The sequence below is a fragment of the Bacteroides stercorirosoris genome, assembly GCF_900142015.1.
GTDB classification, from domain to species: domain Bacteria; phylum Bacteroidota; class Bacteroidia; order Bacteroidales; family Bacteroidaceae; genus Bacteroides; species Bacteroides stercorirosoris.
The window spans coordinates 41,889-64,835 of sequence record NZ_FQZN01000007.1 but is presented as its reverse complement, the minus strand read 5'-3'; the positions used below and the strand labels follow the sequence as shown (position 1 = coordinate 64,835).

Below are 22,947 nucleotides of genomic sequence, written 5' to 3'. Positions count from 1 at the left end.
GTTTTTCCCAAATAAGTGCTATATATTAAAAAAATCTATATATTTGTATTCAATTCTAAATCCAGCTGCGTATGAAACTAATTGCTGAAAGTGGTTCGACACGAACTGAATGGGCCTTGGTTGAGGACAATCACCTGATACAACGAGTTTTTACTGAGGGGCTTAATCCTTTCTTTCAAACCCGAAGAGAGATCAGTCGGAGTGTACGTTTAGGTTTACCTGAAACTTTTTTCAAAAGGAAATTGGAACAGGTGTATTATTATGGTGCCGGTTGCACTTCTTATGAAAAAAAGAATGTATTGGGTGCCTCATTAGTAGCACAGTTCAAAACTCCGATTCAAGTGGAAAGCGATTTGCTTGCTGCTGCCCGCGGTTTGTTTAAATGCGAGGCTGGAATTGCCTGTATCTTAGGTACAGGTTCTAATTCTTGCTTTTACAACGGAAAGATTATCGTAAAAAACGTCAAAGCAGGCGGATATATATTAGGTGATGAAGGTAGCGGAGCCGTGCTGGGTAAGCATTTTCTTTCAGATGTCCTGAAAGGCCTGGCTCCAAAGGAGGTAATGGCCGACTTTTTTGAGAAATTCCGTATCAGTCCCAATGAAGTGATGGAATCAGTCTATAACCGGCCATTTCCTAATCGCTTCCTTTCCACTATTTCATATTTCTTAGCGGATTATACGGATGATGACTATGTATACGAGTTAATAACCGCTAATTTGCGTAGCTTCTTCACAAGAAATGTGTGCCAATATGACTATAAGAGTTATCCTATTCGTTTTGTTGGCTCATTAGCCTACAGCTATGCTGCAATTCTCCGAGAAGTAGCCAGTGAATTTGGTATTGAACTGGATGTCATTGAAGAAACTCCAATGAGTGGCTTAGTCGAATTCCACTCATTAAATATTGAAGAACCTTAATTATTGTATATAAAGCATATTGAAAGGAACTAAACATTCCTTTAATCGCAAATTTATAGATATAAAGTTAAATAAATGCAAAGGAATGTTCTTGATATTAAATTATAATATATCTTTGCTAAGAAGAAACGAATAAATAGCGTTTCATTGCCTTTGTTAATAACGAGTTTATCTCTTAAAACAACCAGCTAAAGTATAACAGTCTTTAGCGTATTTTAATTTTTGGTTAATGACCGTTTTACCAAGTTCTCTTGGAACTTAGCCAATACATAATTTAAGAAAGAGAGACATAAAATAAGTTAAACCTAAAACAAAAAAAGAGCCTATGGAACAACAATTTATCTAACAGAAGAAATGGTCTCAGCTATTTCTATACTGTCCATCTCCCCCCTTATTTCTGAGAATACTATTAAATTAACAACAAAATCATCAACTATTTTATGAATGAAGATCGCAAAAGACGAGCATTAAGAAACAACAAGCTCTTCACTACAGTAACAATTAGTGTATTGTGCTTAAACATTGGTAATGTGATAACTGTGCAAACAGCCTCTGGTTCCGCTTTGAATAATTAATGGCATTACAAACTCAATTGCAATGCGTCAAAGTGAACCTGCATTAGTATGATATAATTCTGGACTATTAACCATTATTGTTTATTAAATCTATGTTAAGGAAAAAACTTTTTATCCTATCAGTAACCGGACTTATGCTTTTATGCAGCGGTTACGCCCCTGGAATGAGTGTAAATGCACAGAATGCCACCTCGTCAAGTACACAGAATTCAAGAAAAATAACCGGAGTTGTTACTGATACTCAAGGTGAACCTATTATTGGAGCAACTATCCTCGTGCAAGGCACAGGTATCGGTACAGCAACTGATATAGACGGAAAATTCTCTCTCGACATTCCATCTAATGGAAAAACTCTTATCGTATCCTTCATCGGATTTGATGCGCAAGAGATTCCCATTACGAGTAATACGACTTATAAAATACAATTAAGCGGTACAGACTATGCTCTGGATGAAGTAGTCGTCACAGCATTAGGTATGAAGCGTGAAAAGAAAGCCCTCGGCTATTCCGTGCAAGATGTAAAAGGTGACGCTCTTATTGAAAATCGTACTGCAAACATCGCTACATCCTTGAATGGTAAGATTGCCGGTATGAATATCTCCTCGACTTCTGTTCCCGGCGGTTCAAACCGTATCGTTATCCGTGGTAATAACTCCATATCCGGCAATAACATGCCTTTGGTTGTAGTGGATGGCATCCCGTTTGATAACTCTCAAGGCGTTGACGACGTAAACACAAACTCCTGGGGTGCAGGCTATTCGGACACCGGTGACGGATTATCCATGCTGAATCCCGATGACGTTGAATCTATTTCCGTATTGAAAGGTCCTTCGGCTACAGCACTTTACGGCTCACGCGGTGGTAATGGCGTAATCCTCGTTACTACGAAACAAGGACAAGGAGGCAAAACCAAAGTTTCCTACAATAGTAACTTCACTTTTGAGAATGTGATGATTCAACCGGAATTCCAGAATGAATTTGGTCAAGGTACGGACGGAGCATACGTTGCCACCTCCCGTAACTCCTGGGGACCTAAAATGGGAACTGTTGTTACCGACTGGACTGGACAAACCCGTGCTATGGAAGCCAAAAACAATGACTACTCTGATTTTATGGATACAGGTACGTCCTGGAGTAACTCTCTCGACGTGACAGGTTCTTCCGGCAAGATGAATTATCGTGTAGGTATGTCCAACACAACGCGTAAAGGTGTTATTCCCAACAACAAGTTGAATAAGACAAACTTCTCCGTTCGTGCCGGTGGTGAAATCATCAAGAACCTGACTCTTGATGCTAAACTGAATTACACCTATCAGAAAGGTGAAGGCCGTCCTGAATTCTCTGCATCCGGCTTCAACCCTATATTCGCCCTCATTTATACTCCGCGCAGTATTAACCTGCATGAGATGAAAGATGTTTTCGACAAGGATGGAAAGATTATCGACTGGTATCCCAGTATGCTTACAGTAGTGAATAACCCGTATGCACTGACCTCTCTCAGCGGGAACAAGGACGTAACCAACCGTATTAACGGTTTTGCATCGCTGTCCTATGAAGTAAACAGCTGGTTGAAAGCAATGATTCGCTTTGGTGGTGATACCTACGGCAAGAAAACTGAAAAATGGATACGCCATGACTTGATTTCAAGCGCCGGCTACAAAGACGGACGTTTCTCAACCGGTCAATACAACATGGCCGAATACAATGCTGACTTCCTGGTTACAGCCCAGAAAGAAAACATTGCAAGTTCCAAATTCTCCGGTATGCTCTCCGTTGGTGGCAACTTAATGAACCGCCAATATAACAGCTTCTATGCTACAGCCGAAGGTTTGAATATCCCCGAACTTTACACCATTCAAAACGGACAGTCGACGACGACAAGAACTTATAAATCTGAAAAGGAAGTTCAATCCCTTTATGCATTGGGACAATTGTCATGGGACAACTACCTGTTCTTCGATGTAACCGTACGCAACGACTGGTCGTCCACATTGCCGAAGGACAATCGCTCGTTCTTCTATCCTTCATTCTCTTTGGGTTGGGTTGTAACCGACATGCTGACCAAGTTTAAGATAGACGTTCCCAGCTGGATCTCTTTCGCCAAACTGCGTGCTTCTTATGCAGAGGCAGGAAATGACACCGACCCATACCAATTATTATCCGTATTATCTACAGTCTCCAACATGGCAGGGGGCCTGATGGGAGTAGCCGAGCCTTCTACGAAAGCGAACGCTAATCTCAAACCGGAAATTATCAAATCAATGGAGTTCGGTGCTGACATCCGGTTCCTTGACAACCGTTTAGGATTCGACGTTACGTACTATAACAAACGTGCATACAACCAAATTATTTCCATGCCTTCATCTATCACCTCAGGATACAGTGCCAAGTATATCAACGCCGGACGTGTTGACAACTGGGGCTGGGAGATTCAGATGAACACCACGCCTATTCGCACCCGTGACTGGAACTGGAATCTTTGGGTTAACTTCGCCAAGAACTCTTCTGAAGTTGTAGAACTTTACGAAGGAGTAGAATCCATCACCCTGGCACGTCCTATGGGACAGAACTGCTACGTAATGGCTAAAGTAGGCGAACCTTACGGACAGATTTACACCAATGGTTTCAAATATGACGAAAAGGGTAATCGCCTTGTCGGTGATGATGGCAAATACATCGTAGATCCTACTCTCCGTGTTTCCGGTAATATGAACCCGGACTGGACCGCAGGTATCGGTTCTTCACTCAGATGGAAAAACTTCTCCTTCGGCTTCCTGATCGACGTTCGTTATGGTGGCGATATTTATCTGCAATCCATGATGCGCCTGCAATCCTGCGGTCAGACCAAAGAGACTGCTGTCGGACGCGAAGAGTATTATACAACTGGCAAGGGATTGATTTCTCAGGGTGTGAATGTGAATACAGGAGCTGCCAACACAGTGGAACTTAATCCTACCGCTTATTGGGGACAGTTCTATGGCAATATCGGAAACTACATTTATGACGCCACCAATGTACGCCTCCGCGAACTTAACTTCTCTTGGACAATGCCGGGCAAATGGTTCAACAAGACCATCATCAGCGGTATCAAGATTAGCGCTGTGGCCAATAACGTATGCTTCTTGTACAACAACCTCCCGGGATTCGATCCTGAATGTACATACTCCACCGGTAACGGACAGGGTGTTGAAACGGCCGCTTTGCCTTCTACCCGTTCATTTGGTTTCAATCTTAACGTTACATTCTAAAATAAAGGAAAGAATATGAATAAGTTATTTAAATCTATTATAAGCATTGTCGGTCTTTCAATGACCCTTGCGGGCTGTGTCGGCGATTTTGATGATATGAATACTGACCCCAACAACCCGACGCCGGGTTCAGTCGATCCTAAGTTTCAATTGATATTCATACAGGGACGCGGTATTCCCTATGCCAACCAATGGCAACAGATAGACCAGTTGATGATCAGTACTTTCTGCGAATATGCAGCCAATGACGGTCTTTCAGCTTCCGACTATAACATAGACGCACGTTATGTGGACAATATATGGGAGTTAACCTATACCGTGTTGACCAATGCCAACTCTCTGATTCGTGCCAATGAGAGTAATCCGGTTCATACCAATGTCGTACAGATGGCCCGCATCTGGAAAGCGTATGCGATGTTGCGTTTGACTAACTGTATGGGTGATGTGCCTTACTCTGAAGCTGCCAATGACATTGACCAGCCTAAGTATGACACTCAGAAGGATATCTATTATACGATATTCGACGAATTGAAGGATGCTGCAAGCAAACTGGACGAATCAGCCGCTAACAATGTAGGTTCTTATGACCTCATTTACGCCGGTGACGCTGCCAAATGGAAAAAGTTCGCTAATTCCCTCCGGTTACGTATGGCTGTCCGTATCTCTGACGTAGACGCTACCAAGGCTAAAACGGAAGCTGCCGCTGCTATCTCGGCAGGTGTATTCAGCAATGATGCCGATGCCGCTTTCTTGAAGCAAGGTGAAGACAAGTTCGCCCAGAACCCGATTTATTATCATAAAGGTTCTTCCGTATTGCATATGTCAACAGCTTACAAACGTCTCGTGCAAGGTCTCGGCGGATTGGCATGGCCCACCGCAGCCGACCGTGAAGCAAACAAAAACATTACCGAAGCTATTCTTGCCGCCAAAAATGCTCCTGCAGTTGTTGATCCCCGCGCTCCTATTCACTTTGAACCGGCAGGTATCATCGAAACTCCTGCAACGGAAGGTATGACCGGCAATTGGGATGGTACAGATCCGGGACACGTAGCCTCCGGTGTAGGTGCTGCCATGGACAATGGTCAGTTTGTAAGTGACTTCTCCAAAATCGGCCCATGGTATTATGAAACTATCGACAGAAAGTATCCTCTGTTCAAATACAGTGAACTGTGTTTCCTGAAAGCTATCGCCATCGAATTAGGTCTTGTGAGCGGTGATGCCAAATCGGAATATGAAGCAGGTGTGCGTTCAAGCATGACTGAACTCGGTGTTCCGGAAAGCAACATTGTAAGCTACCTGGCTTCTACCTCTCCAAACTATTATGGAACCACAGCCAGCTACGACGACATTACAGGAACCAGCAATACAGCTTTGGACAAGATTCTTACCCAGAAATATATCGCTCAGTTCCAGGAATGTTCTTTCGAGACTTGGGCTGACCACCGTCAGTTCCACAAGCCTACGCTCATGCCGTTCGCAAGCGTTAGTTCAAGTGTGTTCAACATGAATCCTTCCGACCAGGCCAATAATACGCCGAATGCTTATATCAAGCGTATATATTATCCTTCTTCAGAATATACTGTGAATGCTACTAACGTGAAAGAAGCCGAAAGCCGTATGGGTGGAAACAACAGCATACAAAACAATGTATGGTGGGACGTTAACTAAAACCTGATCCTCATAAATGCGTAGTTGAGAGCCATTCAACTACGCATTTTTTATGTCTTCATTGTAAATATCAAAAGTTCATCTAACTTTGCTGTATATATACCCACTTATCTGAAACAATATGGAAAACATTCTTCTTGCAATCTTTTTATGGTGCTCCTCACTCTCTAACCAGGGATTCATAACAAGCCCTTATTTCCAGGAGCAGGAAATTTCTTTTGTATATACTCCGGGAATCAAAATCCATATCAATGCTCCTTCAGAGGCAGAATTTGACAAAAGCAAACCAACCAAACTTGTATTGTATGCCTTGCCCAATGGCAATAGCACGGACTGGACCATAGGAAAGATGCCGGCAGAAGGTGATGACTGGCATTATCACATACAACACATCGGAGCACAGACGCGGTTTATCAGAGCTGCAAACCAAGAATACAACTTCGTAACCATCTACCTGGAAGCCAACACCAAGAGCTGGGGAAGTTGGAGAAAAGCCGAACCGATGCGAGACGAAAAGATTAAGGAAACAGTGGAATATCTTCTTTCCCTTTTCGCCGAATATCACCCTCACATAGAACTGAACAGCCATAGTGGAGGAGGTAATTTCATTTTCGGTTTTATGGATGCCAATTCCGAAATTCCCGCCTATATAAAGAAAATATCTTTCATTGACAGCAACTATAACTGGGACAATGAACGTTATGGCAATAAATTAAAGAAGTGGTTGGAAGCCTCTCCCGACAACAGTTTATTTGTAGCGTGCTACGATGACGCAAATGCCTTACTGGACGGAAAACCATTCGTTTCCAGAAAAGGCGGAACCTGGCACAGAACCTATCTGATGCAGCGTTATCTGAAAAAGAACATGAAACGACTGACATGGAACAAAACAGAAAATGACAGCATCATCTATTTCACCGCGAATAACCGGAGAATCCAATTCTATTCCAGAAAGAATCCGGAACGCCAGATTTATCATACGATACTCGTGGAGCGAAACGGATATATTCAATCTGTATTTTCCGGTACCAAGTATGAAGGAGCAAGATACCAGTTTATGGGGAAAAGGGCCTACGATGCTTATCGTCAGGACTCAATAGCGAAACCTCACATTTTCCAGTTTCCTCCCCGAAACAAAGGAGCTGTCACAGGAAGTGGGTTTGTCCGCCAAGTCATGAATATGACGGCGGAAGAACGTGATTCTGTGGCCTATAAAGAGATTATCCAAGGTAATGTTCCGACATCCTTTCGGCAGCCTATATATCTGACAGATAGTCTGCAGGACTCTAAAGGGATATGGCATGAAGTTACACTTTGCGTATTATCCGACTTTCTGGCGATAGGCACAGATACGGATTTTCTTCGTATCCCGATGTTACCGCTTACAGCCCAGAAGCTGGCAGATTCATTTGGGGCGACATTGCCCACGCGGAAACTATCCAATCTGATCCATCGTCACAGTCCGGTTAAGTTAGAGCCTCAACCTATGACTCCGGATGCTACAATGACTACGATCCCTGTATTTGCCCGCCATGATTCTATCATTGAAGCAGCCCGTCAAAAGGCCGGCGAAGACTTGGACAGACTGATTTCCGGACATAAAAAAGACATTGTCATCACTAACCGGATAGCCAATGAACCGGGCAGACTATTTATTTACGGCTGGCATTATCCTGACGGGAAGCCCATTCAACCATTGAGTGCAGCACATGGTATTGGCTATGTGGACTACAGCCACGGGGTCCGGTTAATACGTGACGAGGTCCTGGTAGATGGCAAACTATATTCATTGAAAGCCTTACTCCAGGACCCCGTATTTTACAAATTATTCAGTGATGAAACCGGTCCGATGACAATCACAAATTATATTCCTGATTAATCTTGCTCACCACCTCCAGTTTGCCGTCTTTCAGCAAAGAGCGTGCATTAAAGAAGTTCACTCCGTCTGCACCTGCTTCAACAGACAGCTTTGCAGCTTTATATAATTCTTCGGCAGTAATATCGGGAACAAATAATCCTGATACATATTTATTCTTGTGGAAAGTCTCGCGCAAACCGTTCTCAATGCTAAACGGTATCCATTCCAGGTTTTCCGAATAGAATGACTGATAATTCATCGGACAGACAATATCTATCTTCCAGGTAGGCCAGTCCTGATAAACCGTCATACGGGCACGGGTAGGGTAAGGGAATACAGCCGCTGAAACCAGTTTTCCTTCGGCATGGGTGGCTTCCACAATTTCATTCACCAGAGAAGTAACCTCATTCAGGCGGAACTGCAACCATTCCGGGCTCATCCATGGGTCCTGTAAATCCAACGGAGAATAACCGAATATTTTTTTGAACTTCTCTATCGCTACCGGATGATACCCGAAATCATACTCAGCCCGATAGGTGTCTTGCTGAATCTTGAATTTATGCTGTTGCAAACGCCGTCCCAGCACAGCATCATTATAACGGATAAAATCCAGATGCACAGAAGCCAGCCCGTCCAAAGCGGCATAAGAAGCCGCTTTATTTTTCATGAACTGCCGGGCTTCCGGCACCGAAGGGCTCAACCATTTGTAATGTTTCACATAAGGATCGTATTCATGACTGTTATACCCTATCCGGTTCACGTCAAACCATTCGGGATGTGCCAACGCCACCGAATCTCCGGGAGCGTTCACCGTAAACATCCAGGCATGTACCTTCGCTCCTTTATAAGATTTAGCCGCTTCAATATAGCGTGCTACCACTTCCGGCGAGCCACACATATAATAATTCTTGATACCAGCCTCATCAAAAGGCTTCATCCAAAGAATCAGAGATTCGACCGAGGCATTCGTGTCCACATCGTCCCAGACGCCCAAAGCAATCTTTTGTTCCTGGTTCTGAACTTTTTTCTTTTTACCGGCCGACAATGGCTGAACAGCCAAACTGAAAAAGCACACAAGTGCTACAAATAAATTAGTAAATTTCATGATGATGATTTTTTTAGGTTCACAGCAAAGATAACACTTCTTCTATATAAATAAGGTGAATGACCAATTATTTGCAAATTATTAATTATAATGCTAAAAATAATAAAATAAGTGTTTTTGATATTAAAATAAAGTCTATCTTTGTTGCAACGAACATCCCCTTAACAATAATACTATTATGAAGAAATTTCTGCTACTTATCTTTGTATTGTGCAGTGCCTCATTATGTTGTCAAGCGCAAAAAGACCGGGTTATTTTGGGTGACGAACAGACTTCCGAGTATTTTCCTCTCCTGAAGGGTAAACGGATTGCAATATTCTCCAATCATACAGGAATGATAGGAGACAAACATCTGCTGGATATTCTCCTGGAAAATAAATTTAACGTCGTTGCCATCTTCTCACCGGAGCATGGTTTTCGTGGGGATGCAGATGCAGGCGAGCATGTATCCAGTTCAGTAGATTCGAAGACAGGTGTACCCATCCTTTCCCTTTACGATGGCAAAGATAAAAAGCCAAGCAAAACATCCATGCAGAAGTTTGATATCCTGATAGTGGATATCCAGGATGTCGGTCTGCGTTTTTACACCTATTACATCACCATGTGCCGACTGATGGATGCTTGTGCGGACTACAACAAGAAAGTATTGATACTGGACCGTCCTAATCCGAACGGACATTACGTAGACGGTCCTATTCTGGACATGAAACATAAATCAGGTGTAGGCTGGCTGCCAATTCCCATTGTTCATGGAATGACTTTAGGGGAACTTGCATTAATGGTGAACGGAGAAGGCTGGCTTCCCGGCTCACGCAAGTGTGATTTATCAGTTATCAAATGTAAGAATTACACACACCAGACCAAGTATCAGTTGCCAATCCCCCCATCTCCCAACCTGCCGAATATGAAGTCGATATATCTGTATCCGGCTACTTGTTTCTTTGAAGCAACTCCCGTCAGCCTGGGCAGGGGAACTTCACTTCCATTCCAGGTGTACGGACACCCCAATATGACCGGCTACAGTTATAGTTTCACCCCGAGAAGTATTCCCGGAGCAAAGAATCCGCCTCAACTGAACAAATTATGTCATGGAGTAGACCTTAGTAATATGAGCGATGAGGAAATCTGGAAGCGTGGAGTGGATTTGAGCTACATTATCGACGCATACCGTAACCTGAATCTGGACGACCATTTCTTCCGTCCTTTCTTTGAGCTATTGGTAGGCAGGGATTATGTGCGGAAAATGATAAAAGAAGGAAAGAGTGCTGATGAAATCAAAGCAATGTGGAAAGACGATGTGGAAAAATTCAAGGTACAGCGTAAACCGTATCTCCTTTACGATGAGAATTAAATATTGAGAATTCACCAATAATAATTAATCCATAATTAACATGAGCCCGATATCCGTAATCATCACCATCGCCGCCTACTTCGTGATACTGTTCACCATATCCTACATAGCCGGCCGAAAAGCCGACAATGCAGGTTTCTTTGTCGGCAACCGTAAATCATCCTGGTACGTCGTGGCATTTGCCATGATTGGTTCCAGCATCTCCGGAGTGACGTATGTATCTGTGCCGGGTATGGTAGCCGCCAGTAGTTTCGGCTATCTGCAAATGGTGTTAGGTTTCGTTGCGGGACAGCTCATCATAGCTTTCGTACTGACGCCGTTATTTTACCGGATGAACCTGGTGTCCATCTATGAATATCTGGAAGACCGCTTTGGAATGTCCTCTTACCGGACGGGGGCATGGTTCTTCTTTATCTCCAAAATGCTGGGTGCAGCAGTTCGCCTGTTCCTGGTATGTCTGACACTACAATTGCTGGTGTTCGAGCCCTTCGGATTACCTTTCATACTGAATGTCGCAATTACGGTGGCATTAGTGTGGCTTTATACCTTCCGGGGCGGAGTGAAATCCCTGATTTGGACAGATTCATTGAAAACATTCTGTCTGGTGGTATCGGTAGTGCTCTGCATCTGTTACATCGCATCCGACTTGAACCTGTCATTCAGCAGCATGATCAGTACGATTGCAGACAGTGACATGTCCCGCATCTTCTTCTTCGACGATGTAAACAGCAAACAATATTTCTTCAAGCAGTTCTTTGCCGGAGCATTCACCATGATTGCCATGACCGGACTGGACCAGGACATGATGCAACGCAACCTCAGTTGCAAGAACTTCAAAGATTCGCAGAAGAACATGATAACAAGTGTTATTTCCCAATTCTTCGTAATCCTGTTGTTCCTGATGCTGGGCGTATTGCTCTATATCTTTGCAAGTAATCAAGGCATCCAAGTGGATAAGAGCGATGAACTCTTCCCATTGATAGCTACCGGCGATTATTTCCCGGCCATCGTAGGTATATTGTTCATCGTCGGACTGATATCTTCGGCTTACTCCGCAGCCGGCTCGGCATTGACGGCTCTGACTACTTCATTCACTGTGGACATTCTGGGAACAAAAGGCAAGACGGAAGAAGAAATCGTAAAAGTGCGTAAACGCGTACACATCGGTATGGCGGCAATCATGGGTATCACGATTTTCGTATTCAACCTACTGAATAATACAAGCGTAATCGATGCCGTATATATCCTTGCAAGTTACACTTACGGCCCCATCCTCGGTTTGTTCGCATTCGGTATCTTCATGAAACAACAGGTTCGCGACAAATATATTCCACTGGTGGCCATCCTCTCCCCCATCCTTTGCTTTGTTCTGCAAAAGAATTCGGAGGCATGGTTCAACGGTTACCAGTTCAGTTACGAACTGTTGATATTCAACGCCCTGTTCACATTCATCGGACTCTGCTTGTTGATTAAAAAAGATAAGTAGTAATAATTAACTTAATACATCATCATGAATGTAAGACTTCATTTTTTGTTCACTTTGCTCACCGCCTCCCTCATCCCCCTGACGGGAGGCGCGCAAGAGCTTTCGACGGAGGTCCGCCAGGAGATCGGTCGATTTCTGGATGCCGCCGCACGGAAAGAGGTTTCCATTGGGCGTATCCGTATCGACTCTGTTGCCGTGGAAAGAAATACCTTGCAACTGTTCGCTAATATGAACTGCGCTTATATTCCTTTCCGGGAAGATAACGTATCAGAGATTTATCAAGGCGTGAAGGCACTGCTTCCGGCAGAGTATTCCAGCTATGACTTGCAAATCCGCACGAACAAACGTAGCATTGAAGAATTAATTCCCCAGGCGCTACGCAGCAAGAAGGACAAAAAATCCAGAACATTCACCCCCGCCGGTACAAAGCCTTTAGTGACGGCTCTTTCCGTGCCATACTCTCCCACGAATGGGCTAAAGAACCGCCACATCGCTTTGTGGCAAAGCCACGGTTTCTATTATGAGTCCAAACTGACACGTTGGGAATGGCAACGTGCCCGCATCTTCCAGACAGTAGAGGATTTGTACACGCAAAGCTATGTACTTCCTTTCCTGGTTCCTATGCTGGAGAATGCAGGTGCCAATGTGTTGATGCCCCGCGAACGGGACATCCAAATGACTGAAATAATTATAGACAATGACGGATGTCTCAACAGCCGTTCCGTTTATATCGAAAAGTCAGGTGATAAAAACTGGATGCAAGGTGCAGGTAAAGGTTTTGCACACTTGCGCAATCAGTATGTTGATTTCGAGAACCCGTTCCGCGAAGGAACCTTCCGTGCCATTGAAACTGTGAAAGGCAAAAAAGACAAAGAAAGTACTGCCGAATGGATACCGGAACTTCCCGCCACCGGACGGTATGCCGTATACGTTTCCTACAAATCACTGCCTAATAGTACGGACGATGCACTTTACACCGTTTATCATAAAGGTGGTGTGTCCCAATTCAAAGTCAACCAACAGATGGGTGGCGGAACCTGGATTTATCTGGGAACATTCAGTTTTGATGCCGGAAAGCATGATGCTTACAAAGTCGTCTTAAACAACCGCTCCGATAAAGCCGGACGCATTGTCACTGCCGATGCCATAAAAATCGGTGGAGGTATGGGAAATATCGCCCGCTGCATTTCTGATGAAGGCGCCACAGAGAATATAAAAAGTTCTCAAGAATCGGGAAAAAGCGTAGCTAACCTTCAACTCCCAACTCTCAGCTCTCAACTGAATAACTACGAAGTCAGCGGTTATCCCCGCTTCTGCGAAGCTGCACGCTACTGGCTGCAATGGGCTGGGATCCCCGATAGTGTTTACTCCGAAAGCCATGGAAAGAATGACTATACCGACGATTACAAAAGCCGTGGCATCTGGGTGAATTACCTTGCCGGTGGTTCTTCCGTCAATCCTACGGAGGCAGGACTGAATATCCCGGTAGATATGGCCTTTGCCTTTCACTCCGATGCCGGGACTACATTGAACGATTCGATCATCGGAACACTGGGTATCTACTACACCAATGCCTACAACGAAGAATATGCCAACGGTGCATCCCGCTACCTAAGCCACGATATGACCGATTTGATTCAGTCAAACATCGTGCGGGATATCCGCACCCTATACGAGCCCAACTGGACACGCCGCGGCATGTGGAACCAGTCTTACTACGAAGCACGTGTCCCCCGCGTACCTACCATGTTATTGGAGTTACTGTCACACCAGAACTTCGCCGATATGCGTTATGGCCTGGATCCGCGCTTCCGTTTCACAGTGAGCCGTGCTATCTATAAAGGTATGTTGCAGTTTATCTGCTCACAGTACCATATGGACTATATCGTCCAGCCTCTGCCAGTAGATAATATGGCACTGCGCATGGTAGGCGAAAATGAAATAGAACTGACCTGGCAACCCGTTGCCGACCCGCTGGAACCGACAGCGAATGCAGAGAAATACATTGTCTATACCCGTATCGGAGATGGTGATTTTGACAATGGTGTACTGGTGGATAAGAACACCTACCGCACCGCCCTACCTGCCGGAGTGGTATGTAGCTATAAAGTGACCGCCGTCAACAAAGGTGGTGAAAGTTTCCCATCTGAAATTCTTTCTGCCGGACGTGCATTTAATAGTAATAATCGATTAGTGATGATAGTAAACGGATTCGACCGCATCAGTGCCCCGGCGGACTTCGTTGCCCCCGCTCCGGCCGAGTCTTTACTTGCAGGCTTCCTGGACGATTTAGACCACGGAGTGCCTTATCTTAACGATATTAGCTACATTGGTAAAATGAAAGAATACCGCCGTTCTATTCCCTGGATGGATGATGACGCCTCCGGTTTCGGTGACAGTTACGGCAATTATGAGGATAAGGTAATTGCCGGAAACACATTCGACTATCCCGCCGTTCATGGAGCCGCTATTTTGAAAGCCGGATATTCTTTCATATCTTGCAGCGACGAAAGCGTGGAGAACCAAACAATGAATCTGAACGACTATACATACGTAGACCTGATACTCGGCAAAGAATGCCAGACCAAGATGGGACGTGGCGGTATACGGCCTTTGGAATTCAAGACATTCAGCCAGCCCATGCAGGAAGCTATCACTGCATATTGCAGACAAGGCGGAAACATTTTCGTCTCAGGAGCTTATGTCGGTACCGACCTCTGGGACAACCGCCTGGCTCCGGCTCAGGATGCCGACAAGAAATTCGCAACAGAAGTCCTGAAATATAAATGGCGTGTGGGACAAGCGGCTACAGAGGGTAAGGTGAAATGTGTAGCTTCTCCGTTCCCCGCCCTTTCAGGCAACTATACGTATCATAACGAACTGAATGCCGACAGCTACGTGGTAGAATCACCCGACGCCATCGAGCCTGCCACTAAAGACGCGTACACCGTAATGCGTTACTCTGAGAACAACCTGAGTGCCGGAGTAGCCTACAAGGGTGACTATAAGACTTGTGTACTAGGCTTCCCATTCGAAGCTCTGCGCACTACTGCTGAAAGAGAGACATTAATGAATGCCATCCTCACTTTCTTCAGTGAAGGAACAAACCTATAACACACTAAACCAATCATCATTTATGAAGCGAAGATTATTAATAAACATTTTGCTCCTGGCTGTAGGATTTATACAAAGTGCTGCGTTGTATGCGGATCACGGAACATTCCGTTTTGCCCAGATAACGGACATTCATTTCAGCCCCAACAATCCCAATCCTACAGAAGACCTGCTGCGCACCGTAGCACAGATTAATGCGACAGACAGTATCGACTTTGTATTGGTGACGGGCGATATTGCCGAAGAAGGTGATCGCGCCACCATGCTGAAAGTAAAAGAAACGCTGGATTTGCTGAAAGTCAAATACTATATCATCCTCGGCAATCACGAAACGAAATGGAGTGATTCCGGCTGCACAGCTTTCGAAGAAATCTTCGGTGGCGAACGTTTTGAATTCGAGCATAAGGGCATCCTGTTCCTCGGTTTCAACTCCGGCCCTCTGATGCGTATGGCAAACGGTCATGTAGTTCCACAGGATATCCGTTGGATGACGGAAAGAATGAACCTGTTCAACACCGGCAACTCTCAACTTAACAAGCCCGTAATCCTCGTCACCCACTACCCGCTGATAGAAGGAGATGTGGACAACTGGTATGAAGTGACCGACGCGGTACGCCCTTACAACATCCGCCTATTTATAGGCGGACACTACCACCGCAACCGCGACTTACGATACGACGGTATTCCCGGTATCCTGATGCGCAGCAACCTGCGCGACAAAGACGGTAAACCCGGATATGGAATCTATGACATCACCCAAGACTCTATCCTCGTCTATACACAACGTATCGGCGAACCGAAACAGCAATGGGCTTCCTTCTCCCTGACCAAACAATACTACGACCACAACGGGAAGGCAGAGAAGTACCCCGATTTCTCGGTAAACAAAGAATACCCCAATGCAAAGGAACAGTGGATCGTACAGACCGGTGCAGGTATCTATTGCTCTCCTGCGGTAGAAAAGAATAAGGTATTCGTAGGAGATGATATGGGAGTCCTGACTTGCTATGCTTTGAAGAATGGTAAAAAGTTGTGGAGTTTCCAGTCCGGCAAACGCATTGTCGGTACTCCGGCAGTGGCGGAGGGTATCGTCGTATTCGGCTCTGCCGACCGCAACATCTATGGTTTGAACAGTAAAGACGGCAGTCTGCTATGGACTGTGAAAGCCGGAGAACCTGTATTGGGTGCAGTAACCATCGAGAACGGCATTGCCTACATCGGCGCCAGCGACCACACTCTCCGCGCCATCGACGTCCGCACAGGTAAAGTGATATGGACATACAACGGTGTGAAAGGGTACATTGAAACCAAACCGTTGGTAACGGCAGACAAGGTTATCTTCGGTGCATGGGACAATACCCTCTATGCGCTGAACAAGTCAGATGGCAAGGAACTATGGAAGTGGACAGGCGGACTGACCCGCATGCACTTCTCCCCTGCCGCCGTATGGCCCGTAGCTGCAAACGGCAAAGTACTTATCACCGACCCGCAACGTGCAATGACAGCCATCAACCTGGAAAACGGCGAAACCGTATGGCGCACGTTCCAGTCTATAGTACGTGAAACTATCGGCTTGTCGGAAGATGGCGAACAGGTGTACAGTAAGACGATGAACGACAGCATTGTCTGCTACGCAACCAAAGGCGACAAGCCCCGCGAATTGTGGGCAAGCAATGTCGGCTTCGGTTACGAACATGCTCCGTCCATGCAAGTTGAAAAAGACGGCGTCATGTTCGGCAGTACTAAAGAGGGACTGATATTTGCCCTGGAGCCCAAAACCGGTAAGGTACTGTGGAAACATAAAATAGGCAACTCCCTCATCAGCACAGTAGTGCCGCTGAATGCCCGGCAAGTGCTGTTCACCGCCACCAGCGGAGAGGTAGGCCTTTTGACAATTGACAATTGAGAATTGACAATTGACAATTATTTGATAGACATGGAAAATATTAATATAACAATTAGAATATGAAAAACGAAAAGACAGAAAATAGCGCAGCTTATCATCAAGCACCAATTGTCAATTGTCAATTGTCAATTGTCAATTGTTTTATTCCCTTTGCGGGAACTGCTCAAGCGGAAAAGACAGTAAAAGGGTTGCAAGAAAGCGGCTTAGTGAATAACATTTACCTAATGGCTATGCCGGATGTTACCGAGAAGTTGCCCGGATGTCGCGTCTTGCATACGGACTCCATTCTATCCAGTGGAAACATCCGTAACATTGCCGGACATGCCGATGCAAAATATACGCTGATTTATACTAAATACACTACGCTCGAACTGGGGTTGTTTGCCTTGGAACGTATGATACACATTGCCGAAGACAGTGGTGCAGGCATGGTTTATGCCGACCGTTACCAGGTGAAAGAAGGCAAACAAACGAATGCTCCGGTCATCGACTATCAGTTCGGTTCACTGCGTGATGATTTCGACTTCGGCTCTGTGCTCCTGTTCCGTACGGACGCCTTCCTGGAAGCCGCTTCCCGTATGGCCGAAGACCAATATAAATTTGCCGGTCTCTACGACCTGCGTCTGAAAGTAAGCCAGAAAGAAAGCCTGGTACACATCAACGAATACCTCTACAGTGAAATCGAAGACGACACCCGTAAGAGCGGTGAAAAGATATTCGACTATGTAGACCCGAAGAACCGTGACCGGCAGATTGAAATGGAACAGGCTTGTACGGAACATCTGAAAGAAATCGGCGGTTATCTGGCTCCTGACTTCAAACAGATAGAATTTTCCGCCGGAGACTTTGAATATGAAGCATCGGTTATCATTCCCGTACGCAACCGCATCCGTACCATCCGTGATGCCATCAGCTCAGTCCTGAAACAGAAGACGGACTTCAAATTCAATCTGATTATCATTGATAACCATTCAACAGATGGCACTACGGAAGCTATCGACGAATACAAGAACGACGAACGCCTCATCCACATCATCCCCGAACGCAACGACCTGGGTATCGGCGGTTGCTGGAACATAGGCGTACATCACCCGAAGTGCGGCAAGTTTGCCGTACAGCTGGACAGCGACGATGTATACAAGGATGAGAATACCCTGACAATCATGGTGCGCGCCTTCTACGAGCAGAATTGTGCCATGGTAGTAGGCACGTATATGATGACGGACTTCAACATGAATATGATCGCCCCGGGCATCATCGACCATAAAGAATGGACACCGGAGAACGGGCGCAACAATGCGCTGCGCATCAACGGCCTGGGTGCTCCGCGCGCTTTCTACACTCCGGTGCTGCGTGAGGTAAAAGTCCCCAATACCAGCTATGGTGAGGACTATGCGTTGGGACTGAACTTCTCCCGCCACTATCAAATAGGCCGTGTGTACGATGTGGTTTATCTGTGCCGCCGCTGGGACGACAATTCGGATGCTTCGCTGGACATTGTGAAGATGAACGGTCACAACCTGTATAAAGACCGCATCCGCACATGGGAACTACAGGCACGTGTAGCGATGAACAAGAAAATACAACTCTTATGAATCAGACCATAAACGACCTCCTGACCAGCCAACTTGACACTTGGGAAATGGCGCGTAACAATTACGCCGCCCTTTCCGGCGTGCAAGTGAGAGAACTGGACGTAAACGGTATTCCCTATAAAGTACAGTTCAACCCTGCGCGTATCGTTTCTTCGGGAGCTAAAGTAGATGCCAAGTCCATCAAGGAACGCAAATGTTTCCTCTGTCCCGCCAATTTACCGCCGGTACAGAAAGGCATCCCGTTTGAAGGGCATTACAACATCCTGGTGAATCCGTTCCCCATTTTCCCCCGTCACCTGACGATACCGGAAGTGGCACACGTGGACCAGCGCATAGCTGTCCGTTTCAATGATATGCTGGCATTGGCACAGGTGCTGACGGATTACACGATATTCTATAATGGTCCCAAATGCGGTGCATCCGCCCCCGACCACGCCCACTTCCAAGCCGGAAACAAAGGTTTTATGCCCATTGAAAAAGACTGGCGCGGACAAATAGCAGGCAAAGTAGTGGATTACAGCGAAGCCACCCTTTGGTATCTGAATGATGCACCACGGGCTACGCTTGTCATCGAGTCCGCCAATAAGAAACACGCCGCTTCGCTGTTCGATATCATCTACCATTCACTGGACACGAAGCCGGGAGATGACGAGCCGATGATGAACGTACTGGCATGGTATGAGGACGGAAAATGGATAGTATGCGTATTTCCGCGCGAGAAGCACCGCCCGGCCTGTTATACAGCCGAGGGAGAAGCAAATCTGTTAAGCAGTCCCGCATCCGTTGACCTCGGCGGAGTATTTATCACTCCGGTAGAAAAAGATTTTCTGAAGATAACAGCCGAAGATGTGGCGCAGATACTGAGTGAAGTATGTCTTTCCACCGAAGACTTCCACAGGGTACGCCAACGCATCAAGGAGAAAATATAGTCCACCTAAAATATGATTATATGATGAAAGAGCCCAAAGTACACGTAGGCATATTGTTTGAGCCGCAGATAGAGTTCGTATTGCTGAACCCTTACCAAATAACAGGGACGTACTGCGACGGAGTAGTGCCCCACCGCACCGTTGTCAGCGGCAAACAAGTCGCTACCTACAACGAAGGCAAGATACTGTGGAACGGACGCCTTTATGACGAACTCCTGTTCGAACCAATAGACGAAGCCACCGACTCTTTTGAATTGCTGGACGTCACCATCGGTATCAACTTTCACTGGGAACGCAAAGAAGACCAGCGTTTCCTGGGTGCCCTAAAGATTATTGCAGAAGACAATAAACTGACAGCCATCAACGTCATCCATGTGGAAGACTACCTGACCAGCGTGATCTCCAGCGAGATGAGCGCAACCGCCTCACTGGAATTACTAAAAGCCCACGCCGTCATTTCGCGCAGCTGGCTCTTAGCAATTGACAATTCACAATTGACAATTGACAACTCTATGCAGCACGCCAGCGCAGCATCCAATAGCGCAGCCAAGCCCAGCGCAGCCAATTGTCAATTGTCAATTGTCAATTGTCAATTGAAATGGTATGAGCGCGACGCCCACACCCGTTTCGACGTCTGCGCCGACGACCATTGCCAACGCTACCAGGGCATTACCCGTGCCTCTACCGAAATCGTAAAGCAAGCCATCGCCGCCACCCGCGGACAAGTCCTGATGTACGGTGGCAAGATATGCGACGCCCGCTTCTCCAAATGCTGCGGCGGTGCATTCGAGGAATTCCAGTATTGCTGGGAAGATGCCCCCCACCCGTATCTCCGCAAACAACGCGACTTCCGCATCTTCAACCCCAAGACCTGCGACCTCAGCTTCGGAGCCACCCAACCCGGCAGCGGATTACCCGACCTGACAGATGAGCAAGAAGCGGAAACCTGGATTCGCACCTCTCCGCCCGCCTTCTGCAACACCACAGATAAGGGAATCCTCTCGCAGGTACTGAACAACTACGACCAGGAAACTACGGATTTCTACCGCTGGAAAGTGGAGTACACCCAGGACGAGCTATCCGCACTGATCCTGAAACGCTCCGGCATTGATTACGGACAAATCATCGACCTTGTCCCCATCGCCCGCGGCACTTCGGGACGCCTCTGGAAGCTGAAAATCGTAGGAACCAAACGGACGCTTATCATCGGCAAAGAGCTGGAGATACGCCGCACGCTGTCCGCTTCCCATCTCTACAGCTCCGCTTTCGTTGTAGACAAGGAAGACATCTCTCCCGAAGGCATCCCGGGACGCTTCATCCTCACCGGAGCCGGCTGGGGACATGGCGTAGGCCTGTGCCAGATAGGTGCTGCCGTGATGGGTGAGCAAGGCTATAAGTATGACGCAATACTGCTGCACTATTACATTGGCGCGAGCCTTGACCAACTATATGACTAATCTTACCAAACAATAACCTATTCAATATCATGAACAGTACAAAAAAAATATCCCCCTGGGCATGGGTGCCTACCCTATACTTCGCACAAGGCATTCCATACTTCATTGTCAACAACATCTCGGTACTAATGTTTGCCAAGATGGGAGTTCCCAATGGAGAGATGGCCTTGTTTACGAGTCTGCTGTATCTGCCCTGGACCATCAAGCCCTTCTGGAGTCCGTTCATCGACATTATCAAGACCAAACGATGGTGGACCATCTCCATGCAAATTCTGATGTCGATAGCATTCATCCTGCTGACGTTGTCCATACCCAAACCGGATGAAGCGATGATAGCAGCCGGGACAACTCCCATCAGCCTGTTCACCATCACATTGATTTTGTTCATCATTACCGCCTTTGCCTCGGCCACGCACGACATTGCCGCCGACGGTTTCTATATGTTGGCACTGAAGCAGAGCGACCAGGCGGCATTTGTCGGCATCCGAAGCACTTTCTACCGCCTTGCATCCATCTTCGGACAAGGAGTACTGGTAGCCATCGCCGGTACCATCGAGCTGAAATACAAAGATATCCCACTGTCGTGGACCATCACCATGCTGGTTACAGCCGTCATGTTCAGTCTGGTGACGTTCTATCACCTCTTTGCAATCCCCAAACCGACGGCCGACAAGTCCGTCCTGACACCGGGAACGGCCAGTGCAAAAGCCATATTCAAAGAGTTCGGACGCACGTTCGCCACTTACTTCACCAAACCGGGAGTATGGCTCGCCATCGCCTTCATGCTGCTCTACCGACTGCCCGAAGCGTTCCTCATCAAGATGTGTATGCCTTTCCTTGTAGCTTCCAAAGAAGCGGGAGGTCTGGAACTTTCTACAGCGGAAGTAGGTATCGTGTACGGTACCATCGGAGTGATATTCCTCACCGTAGGCGGCATTCTGGGCGGACTGTTCGCATCGCGCATCGGACTGAAGAAATCTATCTGGTGGATGGCGGCGTGCATGACGCTGCCCTGCCTGACATTCGTCTACCTGGCCATCGGCCAACCCGACAATCTGTTTGCCATCTCCACGGCCATCGCCATCGAGCAGTTCGGCTACGGATTCGGATTCACGGCCTATATGCTCTATATGATGTACTTCTCCGAAGGCGAGTTCAAGACATCGCATTATGCCATCTGCACCGCTTTCATGGCTCTGAGCATGATGATTCCGGGTATGTTTGCGGGTTACCTCCAGGAAGCGGTCGGCTACGTCAACTTCTTCTGGATAGTAATCGTCTGTTGCGCCGCCACCATCGTAGTCACGGTGTTTGCCGACAGGAAGATTGATCCGGCATACGGGAAAAAGTGATAAAGTAATAAGTGATAAATCATAAATCATAAGTAATAAATCATACGAATCAGGAGTTGAAACAGATTCATAACGGTATAGAAATGAAGCAAATGATAATTTAGCGCAGCCTAAGCCTGAAAGGCTTTCATCTTATAGCCCAGGGCAACGCCCTGGGAATGAATCGTCCCCACAATCTTACGCCCTGTAAGGGCAAAAGCTGATGTGTGCTGTTATGCCCTTACAGGGCGCAGGGATAAACATTACTCAATTCCCAGGGCGTTGCCCTGGGCTATAAGATGAAAGGCTTTCAGCCTTGAGCTGCGCAATAATCACCCATTTCATTCATAACCGTTACAAGCAGGAGTTAATTCCCCCTCCCTGATTCGCATAAGTTAAATTAT

General features: G+C 46.4%; 13 protein-coding genes. 12 read left to right on the top strand and 1 reads right to left on the bottom strand.

Annotated elements, in window-relative coordinates; genetic code table 11:
* Positions 1-71 precede the first annotated feature (71 nt).
* The 4 genes from BUC01_RS07020 (at position 72) to BUC01_RS07005 (ending at position 8,290) form a co-directional block, all read left to right on the top strand.
* Positions 72-920 carry a hypothetical protein gene (locus BUC01_RS07020; RefSeq protein WP_025833468.1) on the top strand — a complete coding sequence of 283 codons (849 nt, stop codon included), beginning with the start codon at positions 72-74 and terminating at the stop codon, positions 918-920.
* A 667-nt stretch (positions 921-1,587) separates the two neighbouring features.
* A complete protein-coding gene (locus BUC01_RS07015) occupies positions 1,588-4,743 on the top strand; it encodes a SusC/RagA family TonB-linked outer membrane protein (protein ID WP_025833466.1) in 3,156 nt (1,051 codons plus the stop codon).
* Between the two features lie 15 nt (positions 4,744-4,758).
* A complete protein-coding gene (locus tag BUC01_RS07010) occupies positions 4,759-6,411 on the top strand; it encodes a SusD/RagB family nutrient-binding outer membrane lipoprotein (RefSeq protein WP_073313112.1) in 1,653 nt (550 codons plus the stop codon).
* A gap of 121 nt (positions 6,412-6,532) precedes the next feature.
* On the top strand, positions 6,533-8,290 hold the full coding sequence (locus tag BUC01_RS07005; RefSeq protein WP_025833464.1) for a hypothetical protein: 1,758 nt from the start codon (positions 6,533-6,535) through the stop codon (positions 8,288-8,290).
* Here BUC01_RS07005 and BUC01_RS07000 read toward each other — a convergent pair.
* The gene (locus tag BUC01_RS07000) at positions 8,268-9,374 is read right to left on the bottom strand and encodes a family 10 glycosylhydrolase (protein WP_073313111.1); all 1,107 of its coding nucleotides are present in this window, start codon (positions 9,372-9,374) and stop codon (positions 8,268-8,270) included. The two genes, BUC01_RS07005 and BUC01_RS07000, sit on opposite strands and share 23 nt — an antisense overlap.
* A gap of 178 nt (positions 9,375-9,552) precedes the next feature.
* Between BUC01_RS07000 and BUC01_RS06995 the strand changes: the two genes are divergently transcribed.
* From BUC01_RS06995 to BUC01_RS06960, 8 genes are read left to right on the top strand one after another with little or no spacing between them, the layout of a single operon-like run.
* Positions 9,553-10,725: an exo-beta-N-acetylmuramidase NamZ family protein gene (locus BUC01_RS06995; RefSeq protein ID WP_025833463.1), complete on the top strand. Its 1,173-nt coding sequence runs from the start codon at positions 9,553-9,555 to the stop codon at positions 10,723-10,725.
* Between the two features lie 40 nt (positions 10,726-10,765).
* Positions 10,766-12,211, top strand: a complete 1,446-nt coding sequence (locus BUC01_RS06990; protein ID WP_025833461.1) for a sodium:solute symporter — start codon at positions 10,766-10,768, stop codon at positions 12,209-12,211.
* Positions 12,212-12,235: 24 nt separating this feature from the next.
* Positions 12,236-15,325, top strand: a complete 3,090-nt coding sequence (locus BUC01_RS06985; protein WP_073313109.1) for a golvesin C-terminal-like domain-containing protein — start codon at positions 12,236-12,238, stop codon at positions 15,323-15,325.
* Positions 15,326-15,347: 22 nt separating this feature from the next.
* Entirely contained in the window at positions 15,348-17,231 is a 1,884-nt protein-coding gene (locus BUC01_RS06980) for an outer membrane protein assembly factor BamB family protein (protein ID WP_025833459.1), read from the top strand.
* A gap of 59 nt (positions 17,232-17,290) precedes the next feature.
* Entirely contained in the window at positions 17,291-18,826 is a 1,536-nt protein-coding gene (locus tag BUC01_RS06975) for a glycosyltransferase family 2 protein (protein WP_394363903.1), read from the top strand.
* Positions 18,823-19,755 carry a DUF4922 domain-containing protein gene (locus BUC01_RS06970; RefSeq protein ID WP_073313107.1) on the top strand — a complete coding sequence of 311 codons (933 nt, stop codon included), beginning with the start codon at positions 18,823-18,825 and terminating at the stop codon, positions 19,753-19,755. The genes BUC01_RS06975 and BUC01_RS06970 overlap by 4 nt, the downstream gene beginning before the upstream one ends.
* Positions 19,756-19,778: 23 nt before the next feature.
* Positions 19,779-21,212 (top strand): SpoIID/LytB domain-containing protein, encoded by a 1,434-nt coding sequence (locus BUC01_RS06965; protein WP_073313211.1) that lies wholly within the window; start codon positions 19,779-19,781, stop codon positions 21,210-21,212.
* A 29-nt stretch (positions 21,213-21,241) separates the two neighbouring features.
* The gene (locus tag BUC01_RS06960) at positions 21,242-22,564 is read left to right on the top strand and encodes an MFS transporter (protein WP_073313104.1); all 1,323 of its coding nucleotides are present in this window, start codon (positions 21,242-21,244) and stop codon (positions 22,562-22,564) included.
* Positions 22,565-22,947 lie beyond the last annotated feature (383 nt).